This is a genomic window from Bacillus stercoris (assembly GCF_029772985.1).
Taxonomy (GTDB): Bacteria; Bacillota; Bacilli; order Bacillales; family Bacillaceae; genus Bacillus; species Bacillus stercoris.
Genome location: NZ_CP121861.1, coordinates 3,570,587 through 3,586,404 on the forward strand (window position 1 = coordinate 3,570,587; position 15,818 = coordinate 3,586,404).

General features: G+C 48.3%; 16 protein-coding genes and 2 pseudogenes. All 18 read right to left on the minus strand.

What is annotated here, in order from left to right; genetic code table 11:
- Positions 1–2,286: a transcriptional regulator YesS gene (gene yesS, locus QA442_RS18645; RefSeq protein ID WP_095432165.1), complete on the minus strand. Its 2,286-nt coding sequence runs from the start codon at positions 2,284–2,286 to the stop codon at positions 1–3.
- 22 nt (positions 2,287–2,308) lie between these two features.
- Positions 2,309–3,343, minus strand: coding sequence for a rhamnogalacturonyl hydrolase YesR (gene yesR, locus QA442_RS18650; protein ID WP_095432164.1), 1,035 nt, complete (start codon positions 3,341–3,343; stop codon positions 2,309–2,311).
- A 15-nt stretch (positions 3,344–3,358) separates the two neighbouring features.
- Positions 3,359–4,249 (minus strand): carbohydrate ABC transporter permease, encoded by an 891-nt coding sequence (locus QA442_RS18655; protein ID WP_095432163.1) that lies wholly within the window; start codon positions 4,247–4,249, stop codon positions 3,359–3,361.
- Between the two features lie 3 nt (positions 4,250–4,252).
- Positions 4,253–5,182: a carbohydrate ABC transporter permease gene (locus QA442_RS18660; protein ID WP_095432162.1), complete on the minus strand. Its 930-nt coding sequence runs from the start codon at positions 5,180–5,182 to the stop codon at positions 4,253–4,255.
- The gene (locus tag QA442_RS18665) at positions 5,179–6,462 is read right to left on the minus strand and encodes an ABC transporter substrate-binding protein (RefSeq protein ID WP_095432161.1); all 1,284 of its coding nucleotides are present in this window, start codon (positions 6,460–6,462) and stop codon (positions 5,179–5,181) included. Before QA442_RS18665 ends, QA442_RS18660 begins: the two co-directional genes overlap by 4 nt.
- Before the next feature lie 102 nt (positions 6,463–6,564).
- On the minus strand, positions 6,565–7,671 hold the full coding sequence (gene yesN / locus QA442_RS18670; protein ID WP_095432160.1) for a two-component system response regulator YesN: 1,107 nt from the start codon (positions 7,669–7,671) through the stop codon (positions 6,565–6,567).
- Positions 7,671–9,398: a two-component system sensor histidine kinase YesM gene (gene yesM / locus QA442_RS18675; protein ID WP_095432159.1), complete on the minus strand. Its 1,728-nt coding sequence runs from the start codon at positions 9,396–9,398 to the stop codon at positions 7,671–7,673. The genes yesN and yesM overlap by 1 nt, the downstream gene beginning before the upstream one ends.
- Positions 9,395–10,024 (minus strand): YesL family protein, encoded by a 630-nt coding sequence (locus tag QA442_RS18680; RefSeq protein ID WP_095432158.1) that lies wholly within the window; start codon positions 10,022–10,024, stop codon positions 9,395–9,397. Before QA442_RS18680 ends, yesM begins: the two co-directional genes overlap by 4 nt.
- Before the next feature lie 112 nt (positions 10,025–10,136).
- A pseudogene (locus QA442_RS18685) lies at positions 10,137–10,441 on the minus strand (YesK-like family protein).
- Between the two features lie 22 nt (positions 10,442–10,463).
- A complete protein-coding gene (locus QA442_RS18690) occupies positions 10,464–11,006 on the minus strand; it encodes a GNAT family N-acetyltransferase (protein WP_095432157.1) in 543 nt (180 codons plus the stop codon).
- A 124-nt stretch (positions 11,007–11,130) separates the two neighbouring features.
- Positions 11,131–11,700, minus strand: coding sequence for a spore coat protein CotJC (gene cotJC, locus QA442_RS18695; RefSeq protein ID WP_071582170.1), 570 nt, complete (start codon positions 11,698–11,700; stop codon positions 11,131–11,133).
- Positions 11,701–11,714: 14 nt separating this feature from the next.
- On the minus strand, positions 11,715–11,978 hold the full coding sequence (gene cotJB / locus QA442_RS18700; protein WP_014663114.1) for a spore coat protein CotJB: 264 nt from the start codon (positions 11,976–11,978) through the stop codon (positions 11,715–11,717).
- On the minus strand, positions 11,962–12,210 hold the full coding sequence (cotJA, locus tag QA442_RS18705) for a spore coat-associated protein CotJA (protein ID WP_003219489.1): 249 nt from the start codon (positions 12,208–12,210) through the stop codon (positions 11,962–11,964). Before cotJA ends, cotJB begins: the two co-directional genes overlap by 17 nt.
- Positions 12,211–12,336: 126 nt before the next feature.
- A pseudogene (locus tag QA442_RS18710) lies at positions 12,337–13,203 on the minus strand (NmrA family NAD(P)-binding protein).
- Positions 13,200–13,643, minus strand: a complete 444-nt coding sequence (locus QA442_RS18715; protein WP_095432155.1) for a nuclear transport factor 2 family protein — start codon at positions 13,641–13,643, stop codon at positions 13,200–13,202. The pseudogene QA442_RS18710 and the gene QA442_RS18715 overlap by 4 nt, the downstream one beginning before the upstream one ends.
- A 79-nt stretch (positions 13,644–13,722) precedes the next feature.
- Positions 13,723–14,307 (minus strand): TetR/AcrR family transcriptional regulator, encoded by a 585-nt coding sequence (locus tag QA442_RS18720; RefSeq protein WP_279473351.1) that lies wholly within the window; start codon positions 14,305–14,307, stop codon positions 13,723–13,725.
- Between the two features lie 111 nt (positions 14,308–14,418).
- Entirely contained in the window at positions 14,419–14,928 is a 510-nt protein-coding gene (locus QA442_RS18725) for a spore coat protein (protein WP_095432153.1), read from the minus strand.
- Positions 14,929–15,065: 137 nt separating this feature from the next.
- A complete protein-coding gene (locus QA442_RS18730) occupies positions 15,066–15,785 on the minus strand; it encodes a YebC/PmpR family DNA-binding transcriptional regulator (protein ID WP_003233863.1) in 720 nt (239 codons plus the stop codon).
- Positions 15,786–15,818 lie beyond the last annotated feature (33 nt).

Here is a 15,818-nt window from a genome sequence, read left to right on the forward strand (position 1 = left end):
TCACGGCGTTTCCTGATACATTTGCCTGAAGACACCCGGCGGCATGCCGACCTGTTTTTTAAAAATCCGGTTGAAGTAATTGTGGCGGTAGCCGACTTCTTCTGACACATCATGAATTTTTTTATTCGTATTGACCAGCAGTTCTTTCGCCTTTTCAATTCTGATCTGGGTCACATAATCGATAAAGTTAATGCCGGTCACTTGCTTAAAAGCCTTGCTTAACGTATATGAATTCATGCCGAACGCATCGGCACAGCTTTCCAATGAAATATCCGCCATATACTGTTCGTGAATCATCGCAATCACACGTTCTACCAGCTGCTTTTGCTGTCTGTTTTTTCTGCCTTCAAGCTTGGAAAGGTAAGGCGTCACCACAATATCCATCAGCCAGGCCGCCGCTTCATTAGGTTCGCGCAATTCTGAAATATCAAGAAGCAGATTCCGATGCTGAAACAGTTCGCTGGGATTAAGACCGGAATGCAAAATATCCTCCTGAATGCGGGAGAACAGCTGAATCAGGGCAGAATGCACATGCCTGTCTATGGCCGCCTTTTCCGCCAGTTCCTTCATACAGCTATTTATCAGTTCCTGGGCTTCCTGTTTTCTTTCCAGCCGGATGGCCTGAACAATCTGTTTTTCCAGCTCAAAAGGGTAATAAGGGGCAGACTGCTTATCCTGCGGGAAGTCGGCCTGCAAATCAATGACCTGATCCCGATTGGCAAACTGCCTGCGGGATTTGCCGCTTTTCACATCCTGAAATAAAGAAGGGATTTCCGTGACACGCTCCGTCTTGCTGCTCAATGTTGCGGTCAGGCATAGTCCGGTTACATCCCCAAATTGGCGTGCCAGCTCCGTTATATACATTTTGAGATCAGAGCTGTTTGTTGTCACCACAAGCACGGTGACAGAAAGCCGGCCGATATCAAGTATGGAGAGCTGAAAAACGCGTTTAGCCGCCAATTCCTCAGCGATATTAGTCAGTGTAAACACAGCGAGCTGTTCATCATCACAACAGAAGATGCTTTTTTCACAGCGGAGCCCTGTCAATTGAAGGTCCAGCACATGAAACTCGTTTTCGCCGATGTTCCAGCCGGCCTCCTCCATCCGAGATCTGAGACTTTCCTCGTTGTCATAGTAAAAATCCCCCTGCAAGAGATGCTGCAAAAAACTCTTTTTCATATGGGGCGTCTGCCGCAGGAGCTGCTCTTGGAGCTTCCGGCTTTCAAGGGATAGATCCTGCCATCTCTTTTCAATCCACTTGAATTCATCCTGCCCGGATGCCTGCCATACTTTCTGCTCTCCACCGGTAAACAAGCCAAGCAAATGCTGGATGGGACGATAGATTTTTTTTGATGCATACCATGTCATGCATACTGCCAAACCGATGCAAATGACAAGCATCGCGATGATTACTTTGGATAAAAACACCATCGGCGCTGTAATGGCAGAAAGAGGCGCCGCTGACACAAAGGTCCATTGCTGATGCATTCGGTTCATTTCTCCAAAGGAGACGGAATACACCTTGCCGCCCCATTCCATCTGAAAATGGCCTTTCTCATTCGGCTGTTTTTTTACCTCATGAAGCAAAGTCTTTTCAAAATCTATTTCCCCCTCATGAAAGAGCACCTCTTGATTTTGATCCAAAAGCAGCGCACTGCCATCAGGATAAGGGGACAAGCTTTGCAGGATCGATGCCATTTCTTTCGGATCAACCGCCAGCATGATCGCGCCGAACGGTTTCTCCGCCGCGCCCGGAATGAGCTGGATCAGCATCGCTTGGTTTCCCGACGGTTTCCAATAAATGCTTTGGTCTGAGGCAAGCAGCGAGCGATACTTGCGAAGCGCCTCCTGTTCTGTCAAAGCGCTGTATTCAGGGCTCAGCACAAGTGGCCGGGGGCTGTTCAGAAAGATGGAAGCCTGCTCGATCAGCGGCTGCTGGTCCCGCAAAAGAAACAGCTTTTTCGTTAATTGATAGGAGAACGTAAAGTCTTTCTCCAAATCCCTCTCGGCCAATCCATTCATCAGTGAAGAATCGTAGGCCATCTGGGTGAGTGCCAGCTCAAGCACGCCCAGCTTCTCATCCATTCGGCTGACCTCACGCGCCACCTGTGCTTCATGCGATCTCTGCAGCTCTTTCTCCACCTTGTCGATCGAAAGAAAGTAGATTGCGCCGCCAGTCAGTAATCCGGGAATACAGGCAATCAGCAAAATGAAGAAAAAGTTTCTTTTAAAATACGTTCCCTTCCAGCGAGAAACCCATTCCTTCTGTTGAGGCTGTTTTTTCATCCCTTTCCCCCCGCCGCTGTCTTTACTGATACACGCGTTTTTTCGTTTTCAACACATCAGCAAGAAACGTCAGCGCAAGTCCCTGCCCCCATCCTTGTATTCGTTTGTAAGGCACCTGTTTGTATCCTTCGGCATTTTTCATGACAGCTGTCCCGGCCGATACCTTGCTGACCCGTCCGTCCTCTTCCACCGCATCCAACATGGCGGCAAGCGATTTCTGCACATATTTTGTATAGAGCTTTCCGCTCGACAGCAGAGCAGAGGCAATGCCGGCCGATGCCGAAACCTCCAGATAAGAATCCGGATCATCCAAAATCGTATGCCACAGCCCTGATTCATCCTGAAGCCGGACAAGCGCGCTCAGCTGGTCTCTGAGCGACCCGTCGATGATCATAAAGGAAGGATGCGTCACCTCAATGAGCGGGAGCGCCTTTGCCATTGTGAGTGCCGCCCAGCCGTTCGCCCTGCCCCAATAAATCCCCGACAGATGATTTTGCGCTTTATTGTCCCAGGCGTGGTAGTACAAATTCGTGACAGGGTCCTGAAGCACATCCTCATGTCCGTGAAACTGGCGCAGGCCGTCTTCAAAATAATCCTCACGCTCCATGACCCGCCCAATTCTCAGCATAAACAGCCCCGCCATCATCAGCGTATCCGCCCATGCTTGCTCAGGAAATACGTATTCAGCCGCATTCACCGTATGCTGAAGGATGCCCTCGCCAAAGCGCGTCGCCTTATGCAGCACATATTCCGCCATCTCGCCCGCTGTTTCCAAATACACCTCATCACCCGTCACCTTGTGGAGGAACAATAGCGTATGCCCGATAGAAACGCCATTGATCGAAAGCGGCGGCAGCCCATCCTCCAGCTGTTCATCCACCCACGTTTTTAGCAGATTGATATATTCCTCGTTTTCCGTCGCCTCGTAGGCCTCCGCCACGCCGTAAAACGCGACGCCGCCCGGCCAATCCCACGCAAAATCCATCTGAAATGTCCGTTTCACGATCCGATCAATGACGGACGCCACCTTTTCTTCATCAAAGATAAGCTGTGCCATCTGCTACACTCCTTTTTATTTTAATCCGGTCGTACTGATGCCCTGAACGATATATTTCTGAAACAAAAAGAATACAAGAATCACAGGCAATAATGAAACGGCCGACATCGCAAACATTGCGCCCCAGTTCGAAGCTGATTCTGTATCGAGAAAAAGCTTCAGCGCAAGTGAAACAGGGTAAAGCTCCGGTTTATTCAAATACAAAAGCGGCTGAATCAGCTCCTCCCACTTCCAATAGAAGGAGAAAATCGCAGACGTCGCGAGCGCCGGGGCAATCAGCGGGAGAATGATCCGCCAAAAGCAGGCAAAGCGCCCGCACCCGTCGATTCGTGCGGCCTCATCCAGCTCCTCGGGAATCGTCCGGATAAACTGGATCATCAGAAAAATAAAAAACGCATGCCCGAAAAATTGCGGAACGACAATCGGTTTAAAGGAATTCAGCCAGTCTAACTTCGCAAACATAATATACTGCGGAATCATCAGCACTTCATGGGGCAGCATTAACGTCCCCATCATGCACGCGAACCAAAACTTTTTACCCTTAAACGGAATACGCGCAAATCCGTACGCAATGACAGCCGATGACAGGACGGCGCCGATTGTTGACAGCCCCACAATAATCGCCGAGTTTTTCATAAAGGTCAGAAACGGCTGCCCCGCAATGCCCTTCCATCCCTCAGCATAGTTACTGAGAATAAAAGGATCGGGAATGAGAGAATGTGAGGTTGTAAAAATACTGGCGCTTTCTTTAAACGAGCTGACAAACAGCCAAATAACCGGGTACAGCAGTAACACCGCCAGCGTTGCCGTAAAAACATGGAACAGTATGCGTTTGGGCCTGACGCGCCCGGTTTTTTTTCTCTCAAAAACCGGGACTTCTCTGACAGGCTGGTTGACCGGCTCCATCCGTCATTCCTCCTTTGACTCGTAATAAACCCAATAGGACGATGTTTTAAACAGTATCAGCGTTATCAGCCCGACAATGATAAGCATGACCCACGCCATCGCCGATGCGTAGCCCATTTGAAAATAGTTAAACGCCCGCTGGAACAAATAGAGCGAATACAGAAGCGTCCCGTCAAGCGGTCCGCCCTCGCCCTTCGATATGATATAGGCAGGTGTAAATGTCATAAATGCTGAAATTGTCTGCATCACAAGATTAAAGAAGATAATCGGTGTGAGGATCGGAAGCGTGATCTTAAAGAAACGCTGCGCCCGATTGGCCCCGTCCACACTTGCCGCTTCCAAATACGTAGACGGAATGTTTTTCAGCCCGGCCAGAAAAATCAGCATTGATGACCCGAACTGCCAAACGGAAAGCAGAATCAATGTCCACAACGCACTTGTCGGGTCCTGATACCAGAGAATTTTTTGATCAATCCCGACAAAAAACAACAGCGCATTGATGACCCCGTCATTGCCAAAAATATTGCGCCACATAATCGCCACAGCCACGCTCCCGCCGATGATCGAAGGCAGATAAAAGAGCGTTCTGTAAATGGCCGTTCCTTTTGCTGCATTGTTTAAGATGACAGCGATAAAAAGCGCGAAGCCGAGGCGGAGCGGAACCCCGGCAAGCACATACGTAAACGTCACCTTCAACGACTGCCAATACTTTTCGTCACCCGTAAACATTTCCTTAAAGTTGTCGAGCCCGATCCATTTCGGCGCCGTAAACAAGTCATAGCTTGTGAAGGACAGAAACAGGGACGCCCCCATCGGAATGACCGTAAAGCATAGGAATCCGATGATAAACGGAGAAATAAAAGCATATCCCGCCAGATTGTCTTTTCTCATACTCCGGCTTTGTTTCATTGCGTCAGCCCCATTTCCCGTCAATTATTCCTCTCTAATATCTCATTGGCCTTTTTCCGGAACGTTTTGGCGGCTTTTTCCGGGGATACCTTCTGATACAGAATCTGATCAGACGTGTCCTTCAGCAGCTTGATGACCTCCGCGCTTCCCACAGGCTCCGGCGGATCGGCTTTGCTGATGTTTTTTGATGCGGTTTCCACATACTTCACAATGTTGGCTTCTTCCTCATTCAGTTTCGGTTTAATCGCATCCGCCACCTTGTCGGATACTGGCACTCCCCGCTCGCCTTTGATCAGCATGTTTGCCTCTTTATTGTTCACGAAGAAATCAATAAATTTGGCAGCCTCTTTTTTATGCTCAGAGCTTTTCGGAATGGAAAACAGCATACTCGGCTTCAGTGTCAGCGCCTTTTCTTTCATTTGCTCCGGCGGCAGATAGAGAGACAGCGGCGAATCTGTCAACCGGGCAAAGCCCAAATATTGATTGGAGTAGTTCCATGTAATCGCTGATTTGCCTTTGACGATAAAATCGTCCTCCATCCCTTTAATCTGTGCGCTTTCATCAGGTGTTGGGGACGTTTTCGCTTTCGCCAGCCTCAGCTGCCGTTCAAAATAATCGACAAACAGCTGATCATCCTGATACGCGAGGCCAGTGCCGTCTTCTTTATAAAAACGTTCACCCTTCGTGCGCAAATAATAAGGAAAGAAAATATCAGGGGGATGCATTCCGTTGGAGCCGTAGACGCCGGCTTTTTCCTGAAGATCATACGCCAGCTTCTCGTAATCCTCCCACGTCCAGTTTTCCTGATTGATAGACACACCGGCTTTTTTCAGCAAATCTTCATTCGCAATCACAGACAGCACGTTGACGCCTAGCGTAAACCCATAGAGCTTATTATCGATTTTTCCGCCCGATAGCATATTCTCGTCGATTGAACTGACATCAATCGTTCCATCCTTTGTATACGGCGTTAAATCTTCCAGCTGGTTCTTCTTTCCGTATTGGGCTAAGTAAGCGGTATCCATTTGGATGACATCAGGAAGCTGGCCGGCGGCAGACATGGGCGCGAGCTTTTTCCAGTAGTCATCCCAGTTCGCAAATTCCGCTTCAATATGGACGTGAGGATTCTTTTTCTCGTAAAGTTCAATTACCTTTGTTGTATAATCATGTCTTGGCTGCCCGCCCCACCATGCGATTCTGAGTGTAACGTCTTCTTTTTTTCCCGAGGCCTCTTCACCCGCTGAACAACCGCTGAAAAAAAAGACGCAGACAAGCGATAACAGCACGTAACAAATCTTCTTCAAACCAATCCCCCCTTTAATGTAAGTGCTTACATTTATTTTAAAGCGTTCAGATGAGGCGAAACACTCAAAAAACAGTGGGGAAAGTCAAAAAAACAGAGATGGCTATCCTGCGGAAGCGCCTCCCTGTTTTCTTCTGAATTCTGACGGTGTCAGACCGGTATATTTTTTAAAAACAAGACTGAAATACTTCGGATTATCACCAAACCCGATTTCTTCAGCAATTTCTGATACACTCGCGTCCCGCCTTATTTTCATCTGCTTCATCGCATGCTCAAGACGCACTCGTGTAACATATTGGGAAAACTTCTCGCCTGTTTCCTGCTTAAATAACTTCCCGAGATAATCAGGATTCATAAACAGCATATCCTTCGCCGCCCATTTTAAGGACAGATTCGGGTTTCCGAGCTCCTCGGCAATAAGCCTGATCATTTTTGAAATCACTGCGCTCCCATGCAGGTCACCAGCCGCTTCAGCTGTGTCCCGAAACAGCTGCCCCGCGTGCCGGAGTTCTCCCGCCTGACTGATAACCATCTTGCGGTCCGCAAAAACCTCCGCCGCCTTTTCAGCGGCGTCCTCCTCTACAGCGAGCACGGTCCATTCTCCGCTGCCGCAAATCGCTGTCAGCGCCGTCCCGAGTGCCTTTCTAGCCGCGGTATCAATAGATTGGCCCCCTTTTAAAATCAAGAGGCGGACCTTTTTTCCGGCAAGTGAAGGCGGCGGAGACAGCTGGGCGACACCGGCGATCAAGCCTTCCAAGTATTGATCGGCAGCAAAGGAACGGATATGATCAAGCTCGTGTATCAGGTGGTCTGTTTTCTTTTTCCGCACATCTTGCCGCTTCAGCTCAGCAATGATTTCCTCAAGCGAGCTGATAATCTGCTGTTCATTGCAGGGCTTCAGCAAATAATGCTTCACCCCATATTTCATAGCTTCCTTTGCGTACTCAAACTCTCCAAACCCGGACAGGACGATAAACTGCACCGACGGGCTGACGGCTGATACCTTTTTGATTAGCTCAAGCCCGTCCATGCCAGGCATTTTGACGTCTGTGATGACGATATGCGGCTGCTTATGTACAATCTTTTCATACGCTTCATGTCCGTTCTGCGCTTTACCGATCAGTGAAGCGCCAAGCGCCTCCCACTCAATGATTCCCGCCATTCCATCAAGGATAATCCTCTCATCATCAGCCAGCAGTATTTTATACATCACACCACCTCATTTCGGCACGGTATTGTGATCACAATCCTCGTTCCCTTTTCATGCTTACTTTGAATACGCAAGCCGTATGGCTCTCCGAATGTCAGGCTGATGCGCTCGCGAATATTCCACAGTCCGATTCCTCTTCCGCCCGTTGCTTCAAGAATCCGTTCATCCATGCCAGGGCCGTTATCTTCGACCGTCATACAGACACAGTCCTTCACCTTTTTCGCCTGAATCCGGATGGCACACGGCCTTGTAAAGGGTTCAAGCGCGTATTGAATCGCATTTTCCGCAAGCGGCTGGAGCGTCAGTTTCGGAATGAGGCAATGCTTGACCTCATCGTCAATATCCAACGTGAAGTTCAGACGCTCTTCAAATCGAAATCGCTGAATGGTCATATAGTGACGTAAAATGTCCGCCTCCTCCTGAATGGTCACGATATCCTTTTTCATATGTATGCTGTTTCGCAGAAGAAAACCGAGCGATTCCACCATTTTTGAGATTTGCTTTTGCTGATTCGCCTTGGCCAGCCAATTGATGGACTCGAGCGTGTTATATAAAAAATGCGGATTGATCTGGGCTTGCAGTGCTTTCAATTCGGTTTCTTTAATAATGAGCTGTTTTTCCACATTTTCTTCCATCAGCTTATTAATCCGTTTCATCATGACAGTAAAATGGCGGTTCAGCATGCCGGCCTCATCCTGTGTATGTTCCGGCAGAGAAAGCGACACACCTGCTTCAATACCGCCGTGCTGTACCGATTTCATCGCGGTCACAAGCTGTTCAATCGGCTCCGTGATGCTGTTGGCGATTTTCCTTCCGAAAAGCAACACCACACAGAAAAAGAGGAGAAAGCATGTGCCGATCACTGTTTTCATAAAGGAAATTTTCGCGAACATCTGATCAAAGGGGATAACGTTATAGTAGCTCCAATTTTGGTAGGATGATTGAAGATAAGAAATAAAGTAACGTTTGCCATTCTTTTTTATCAAGTCATAACCGGGGTGCTTCAGCGTCTCCTTTGCTGCCTCAGGAACATGCGCTGATGCATGTGCCGTATACACCAAATTCCCGCCTTGGTCTGCAATCATGATGTCTCCGACTGAATCGCCCCAATCCTTCGGCACATCACGAATCATCTGTTTGATATTGACTTGGATCAGCACCATGCCCAAGCCGTTCAAACTCAGCTGGTGAAAGGATCTGATCTGCCGTGCTGAAATCAGGACAGGATCTGACCCGCCGAGCGTCATCCAAAGATTTCTTCCATTTTTCGCTTTCGCTCGCTTAAACACCTCTTCCTGCTGCAAAAGATCTGAAGAACTGCTTCCGGCTGAATACTCTGCGCCGCGGGCATCAATCAAATGAATGGAGTCGATGTACTTTTCATCGCTGGCATATCCCGCAAGCTGATCCCACAGCTCCTGCTTCATTTGATATTGATCATACGTATCATCCCGATTTTGCATGCTCAGGATGCGCTGAATCTGTTCGTCTGTAATGATTTCATAAGACACATCCTCTATCTTTTTCAGCTCGTCTTCGATCCTTTCAGAAGACATCCGCAACACCTCCGAGGACTTGCGGTAAATCTGCTCATCATACACATGAAAGGCATACTGCACCCCGCTGTATACAAACAGAAAGGATACGGCCATAATCAACGATAGAAACACAAACAGCTTATCCTTAATCATCATCCGCTTGTACCAGCCAGCAATTCTTTTCTTCATGCCGCCTTTTCTTTCTCCTGCCGCTGATCCATTGACCGAAATGCTTTAAAGGACAGCTTCGTTAAGATCAGGCTGAGTAAACTCCCGCTGAAAAACAGCAAAAATGTGACATGAAACAGAACGAGACAAAGCACACCGACAGCGCCCGCCGCCATCAAAAGCGTCACCGCCGGACGGCTGAAGGCAATCAAAAAGCTAATGCTCAGCACCTCTTTGATTTTCACGTCAAAATGAGAGAACACCGGGAACACATACAGCATAACAAACGCGAAAATCAAGCTGATGCTCAGGAACACGTTGACGAGCACAGGCTGATCCATCTGAGCCGCTATCCGCATATCCGCAAACAGAAACAGGGCAGCCGTCACAACGATGAGCCCGATGATCTGTGATGCCCGCCATTCCTTTTTAAACGCCCGAATAAAGACAGAAAACACCGGGGCATCCGCATTCCCCTTCGCCCATTCTCTCGCCACTGTAAACATCGCGGCAGTAGCGGGCATCAGCCCAAACACAACCAGGCCTGCAAGAGAAAACAAAATCCAAAGCACATTCAAATAGGCCAGTCTCATCACCCACGTACAAAAACGATTCAGCCCATTCGTCACACTGTGTATCATCAACATCACCTTCCTGCCATGGAAAACGCTTTCATTTTAAAGTACTATGTATTTCTCCTTTCGAAAGAAAATTCCTGCCGTTCTTAAAAATTCGATATGATGAGAGATATCCGCCGCCTTATCTTTTCCTGTAACGCCGGATGGCTCTATCAATCAAATATCCGGCAATGGCTCCGCAAACAACATTGAATCCAAGCACTCCGAGCGCAGCCCCTTCCCAGCCGCGTACATACACGAGGCTGTACCAGATCAGAAACACACCAAGGACGATCAGCCCGCCCAATATCCATTCCGGCCGGCTTTTGTCAGGAAACTTCATCCGCATCAAAGCAGATACGCCAGTGAACAAACAAGCCGTCACGATCCCTGTCATAAATAAAATTGGCCACAACATCGCCTGCCCTCCCTTTTAGAAAAAGACAAAAAAGCCTCCTTGAAAGGACGCTTATTCTGTCGTAATCTCTTTCTCAAACAAATGATATCCGGATGCATCAGCACCCATGAATTCATATCCCATACGCCGATAAAAGGAATGCAAGGCGTCGTTATCAGCGACACAGTCAAGCCGAATCCGCGTTTTCCCTGGAAAGTGTATGCCCGTCTCCGCCCATTGAAGGACGCGTGCTCCAAGCCCCTGTCCCGCAAACCGGCGGCTTACTGCGAGGCGATGCAAATAAATGGACTCCTCATGCCCATCGTCTCCCCAAAGCGTCCGGTCCCACTCGCTCGGTTCAGGCAGCAGCATCACGACAGCCGCAAGCTCTTCATCTTTTTTAAACACAAACACATGCCCACCTGCAATTGAACCCGTGATATCATGTGTATCGTGGCCTTCCAGCAGTCCGCTCCATTGGTTAGAACCCCGATCCCGGAGCCATTCCGCTGTTCGGACGAGCAATCCAGTAATCGATTCTGCATCCTCATAGACGGCCGGACACGCGTAAAATCCATCTGCAATCGTTTCGTTCTCAATCTTAAAAGCTGACATAAAGGCCTCCCAATCAAAAAGTAAGCTTGCACACACACCTTGATTATAATGCAGACCAAACTGCAAAAACAGACCATTTTCTCTGTATGTAAAAGGGTGTATGAAAGAGAGGCCAATCTGCCTATTAGAAAATCTTCTTTTTATCCCGTTCTTCTTTTAAAATTTCAACCGCTTCCCTGAAGCGCATAGAGTGTACGATTTCACGCTCACGCAAAAAACGCAGGGAATCGTTTAAATCAGGATCATCCGAGATATCAATCAGCCATTGATACGTGGCCCGCGCCTTTTCCTCTGCGGCAATGTCTTCATATAAATCGGCAATCGGATCACCCTTCGCCTGAATATAAGTCGCTGTAAACGGAACTCCCGCCGCATTGTGATAAAATAGCGCGCTGTCATGATTGACGTAATGATCGCCAAGGCCAGCTTCACGCAGCTGCTCCGGTGTGGCGTCTTTTGTCAGCTTATAGACCATGGTCGCAATCATTTCCAAATGGGCAAACTCCTCCGTACCGATATCTGTTAAAAGGCCGATGACCTTATCAGGAATCGTATAACGCTGGTTCAAATAACGGAGAGCCGCGGCCAGCTCGCCGTCCGCTCCGCCATACTGCTCAATCAAATACTTCGCCAGCGTCGGGTTGCACGTACTGACTTTGACAGGGTATTGCAGCTTCTTTTCATACACCCACATTCAGGCATTCCTCCTTATACTTGCCACGGCCATGGCCCTTTGCCCCAATCCCAATCCTCGCCCGCGGGGCTGTTGCCGAATTGCAGAAGCGGCCCGTAAGAGGATTCGAACTGTCTTTTTAAGTGCCTTGAATAGCCGGAATATTGATTGAATTGCTTCAGCGCATCTTCATCATGAGGATGTGTATTTAAATAAAGACTCAGCTCAACAAGCACAAAATCCGCGGCCTGTATTTGCTCAAGCTGACGATAATACTCGGCGTCAACCTTTTTTGCCATGTGCGTCTCCCCCTCGATAAGGGTTTTCATAAAAATCATAGAGATCCTTCCAAAGGGTGCCTTTCCTCAAAGCCTCCATCGGCGAAAACTGCTCCATATGCTCAGGCTGAAAGGTCATATAAAGGTTAGGGGGCGTTCTGTAATATTTCTTCCCTATAGGCGGACAGGGATCAAAACGGCTGTGAAAGGGCGTATATGATTTGACAGGCGTAAACGGCTGCATATCCTTCATTCCGGCTCCTCCTTTCTCAAAAACAATGACCTTAATAGGTATGAGGCAGGAGGCATGATTATGACTGAAACATGACTTAGCTTTTTCAATAAGAAGACCTTCGGCTCTGCCGAAGGTCTTTCTAGACTATTCAGTCCAAAATGAGGTCAGTTCCAATACGCAGCATGAGCAGCTGCAAACTCTGAGAGCGAACGAGGTTCTTTTCCTGTCACACGCTTCACTGTATCCGTTACCCGATGTTCCGCACCATGGCTGATTGCTTCATCTAGCCTCGCCATAAAACTGGCATAATCCGCCGGCAAACCAGCTGCCGCCATCCTATTTTGCAGCTCAGAACGAAAAATGCTGACATGCTTCACCCGGCGTCCCGCGGCAGCACCGATGATCTCTGCCGCTTCGGCATAGCTCAGCGCCTCGGGTCCTGTCAGGATATGATGTGTTTGATGAGGGACGGCATCAGTCAAAGCACGGACGGCTGTTTCTGCGATGTCATCAGCATCAATGAATCCTAGTTTTCCCTCCCCTGAAGCCGTGACGATTCGTCCCTCATTTTGAATCGACATTTGATGCTGGACGTTGATGAAATTTTGCATAAAGTATGAGGGCCGCAGCACCGTCCATTCAGGAAATTCGCGCACTGCCTGGTGAAGCGCGCCAAACACAGGACCGTTCTCGGAGACAACAGACGCACTTTGCATCACTACCCGCTTTACACCAAGACGATTTGCTTCCTTTAAAAAGGGAAGCACATAGGGAGCCGGATCAAGCACACCGACCGGAGCAACAAGATAGATGTCTTTTACTTGTTCTAGGGCAGGCGTATAACTGGAGGCGTCCTTCCAATCAAAATACACATACTCTGCATTTGCAAGCGCGCCCTTTTTTCTGCTTGCAATACGCACCCTGTATCCCAGCTTGATTAAACGGCTGGCGATTCGGCTGCCGACTGTCTTAGGTCCCGCCCGTGATTAAAATCGGATTCTGTTTCATCATTTCCCACTCTCCTCTGTTTGCAAAAATGATCCTCCAAAGGCCGCTTTTACAACAAGCGGATTCCAATAATCCCTATAACGCACAATGCGGCCGTCTCTCGTTTCGATGACACTGATATAGCTTTGGCGATAAGGCAGTCCAGTCTCAATCACATGGCCGTCACATTGAAATTCCGCAATTATCGTATTCGAGTCCGCGGAACGGTACACTGTCGGAGTGGTAAATGAAGAAAGATGGATCTGCTTAGGATAATCCTTAATATAGTTGTAAATGGCCGCTTTTCCTTCTATTTTTTTTGGTGATCCCTCCGGCGCATAAGGAAACTCAAATACAGCATTCTCATCCCAAAGCTCCATCCAGCTCTTCATGTCCTTCTCAAGCATATAAGCCATAAACTTTCTCAATGTTTCACATGCTTTTTCAAATTCATTCATCAACATTCATCATCACCTCTTTTTTTATTTCCAGACCATTCAGTCCAAAAAATGCACACATGGGCAAAGCATTCTTTACCACATGTTAATCAAGCACTGATAAACTCACGTCTACATGGTCCTGAAGCCGATCCATATCAGCCGTCACTTTCGCAACAAATGTCAGAGACAGCCTGCTTTGATTCAGGTACCGGGCAAGCGCAGATATATCAGTATCTTCGCCATTCAATTCTCCTTGATCCTTCGCCCTTAAAAGCGCCTGATAAAAAGCGTCTTCAAGCTGCTTGGATTGTCTGTCAAAATACCTGGCAAGCTCAGGGTCATGCGGAATCTGTTCAATCGCGCTGTTAATGATATAGCACGCCTTCGCCCGTTCCGGATCCCTCAGGGCATTGACACCCTCCTGAAAAATTTCACGAATGGCTTCCTTTACAAATCCTGGCGCTTCAAGCCTTTCCATAACGGCAGTGTTTTTTCCTTCAAGATACGATTTCACAGCGGACAAAAACAAATCACGTTTCGTTCCATACGTATCATACAAGCTCTGGCGGGCAATGCCTAAATGAGAAAGCAGTTCCTGAAGAGACGTTCCTTCGTAGCCATACTCTCCGAAAACCTCTATCGCCCTGTGAAGAACAAGCGCCGTATCAAATTCTTTATTCCTCCCCAAAAAACGATCACCCCCTGAAACAAATGTTACCATTTTCCGGACTGAACAGTCAAGAAAAAATAAAAAACACTCTTGATCTGCAAGAGTGTCCTCTTTTTTCCATCATCTTTTTTATTTAAAGCCGTCTTTTCCCCAATGGCCCATATGGTGGTGATGGTGGCCATAATGACCATCATGATGATGGTGGTGATTATCCTTACCAACATGATGATGGTGGTGATGAAGATTATCTTTTCCATCATGGTGATGGTGATAATAGTGATGATGTCCATCGTTTTCATGGTGCATGCCCGGATAGCTTACAGCTCCCGGAGAGCCTCCATAACCGCCGCTTGGGTAACCGCCGCCATACGCGCCATATCCCGGATAGCCGCCGACTCCTCCATGCATCCCATAGCCTGGATACCCCCCAGACATGCCGTAGCCCGGGTAGCCTCCAGACATCCCATAACCTGGGTAACCCCCATACATGCCGCCGTAGCCTGGGTAGCCTCCGTACATCCCATAGCCCGGATAGCCTAGTCCTCCATACATGCCAAACCCGGGACGGCCAATGCCGTAGCCTGGAAAAGCGCCAAAACCAGGTCCGCCATAGATCTGTCTTGTATCAGTATCAGTCATATTCACTCTCTCCTTCACTTAGGTTACAGTCCAGAGTATGAGAATATCTTACAGATCGTATAGGCAGCCGCCTACATACAGCTAAAACAATTTCTAGGACAAAAAAAGAAAGCAGGCTATAACAGCCTGCTCACTCCTTACTCGCCTAAATCAACGTTATGATACACCTGCTGAACGTCTTCCAAATCCTCTAAGGCATCAATCAGTTTTTCAAACTGTTCCTTCGCATCATCCGGAAGCGTGACTTCGCTTTGCGCAAGCATTGTCAGCTCCGCTACTGTAAATTCCTCAACGCCCGCGTTTTTAAACGCCTCCTGCACTGCATGGAATTGATCCGGCTCCGCATAGACGATCACACTGTCATCCTCTTCCAAAATGTCACGGACATCGACATCCGCTTCCATCAGAATTTCAAGCGCTTCATCAGCCGTTTTGCCTTCCACACCAATAACAGCCGTTGCGTCAAACATGTAAGCAACAGATCCGCTCACACCCATGTTTCCGCCGTTTTTCCCGAACGCCGCACGCACTTCCGGCGCCGTACGGTTTACATTATTCGTCAGCGCATCAACGATAATCATTGATCCGTTCGGCCCGAAGCCCTCATAACGAAGCTCATCGTAATTCTCTTCCGCTCCGCCCTTCGCCTTCTCGATCGCCCGTTCAATGATGTTTTTCGGTACGCTGTAAGTCTTCGCGCGCTCAAGCACAACCTTCAGCGCCTGGTTAGATTCCGGATCAGGCTCTCCCTGCTTCGCCGCCACGTAAATCTCACGGCCAAACTTCGCATAAATCCGACTCGTATTCGCGTCCTTAGACGCCTTCTTCTCTTTAATATTGTTCCACTTACGGCCCATGATGTTCCACTCTCTTTCATATATATCAATCTA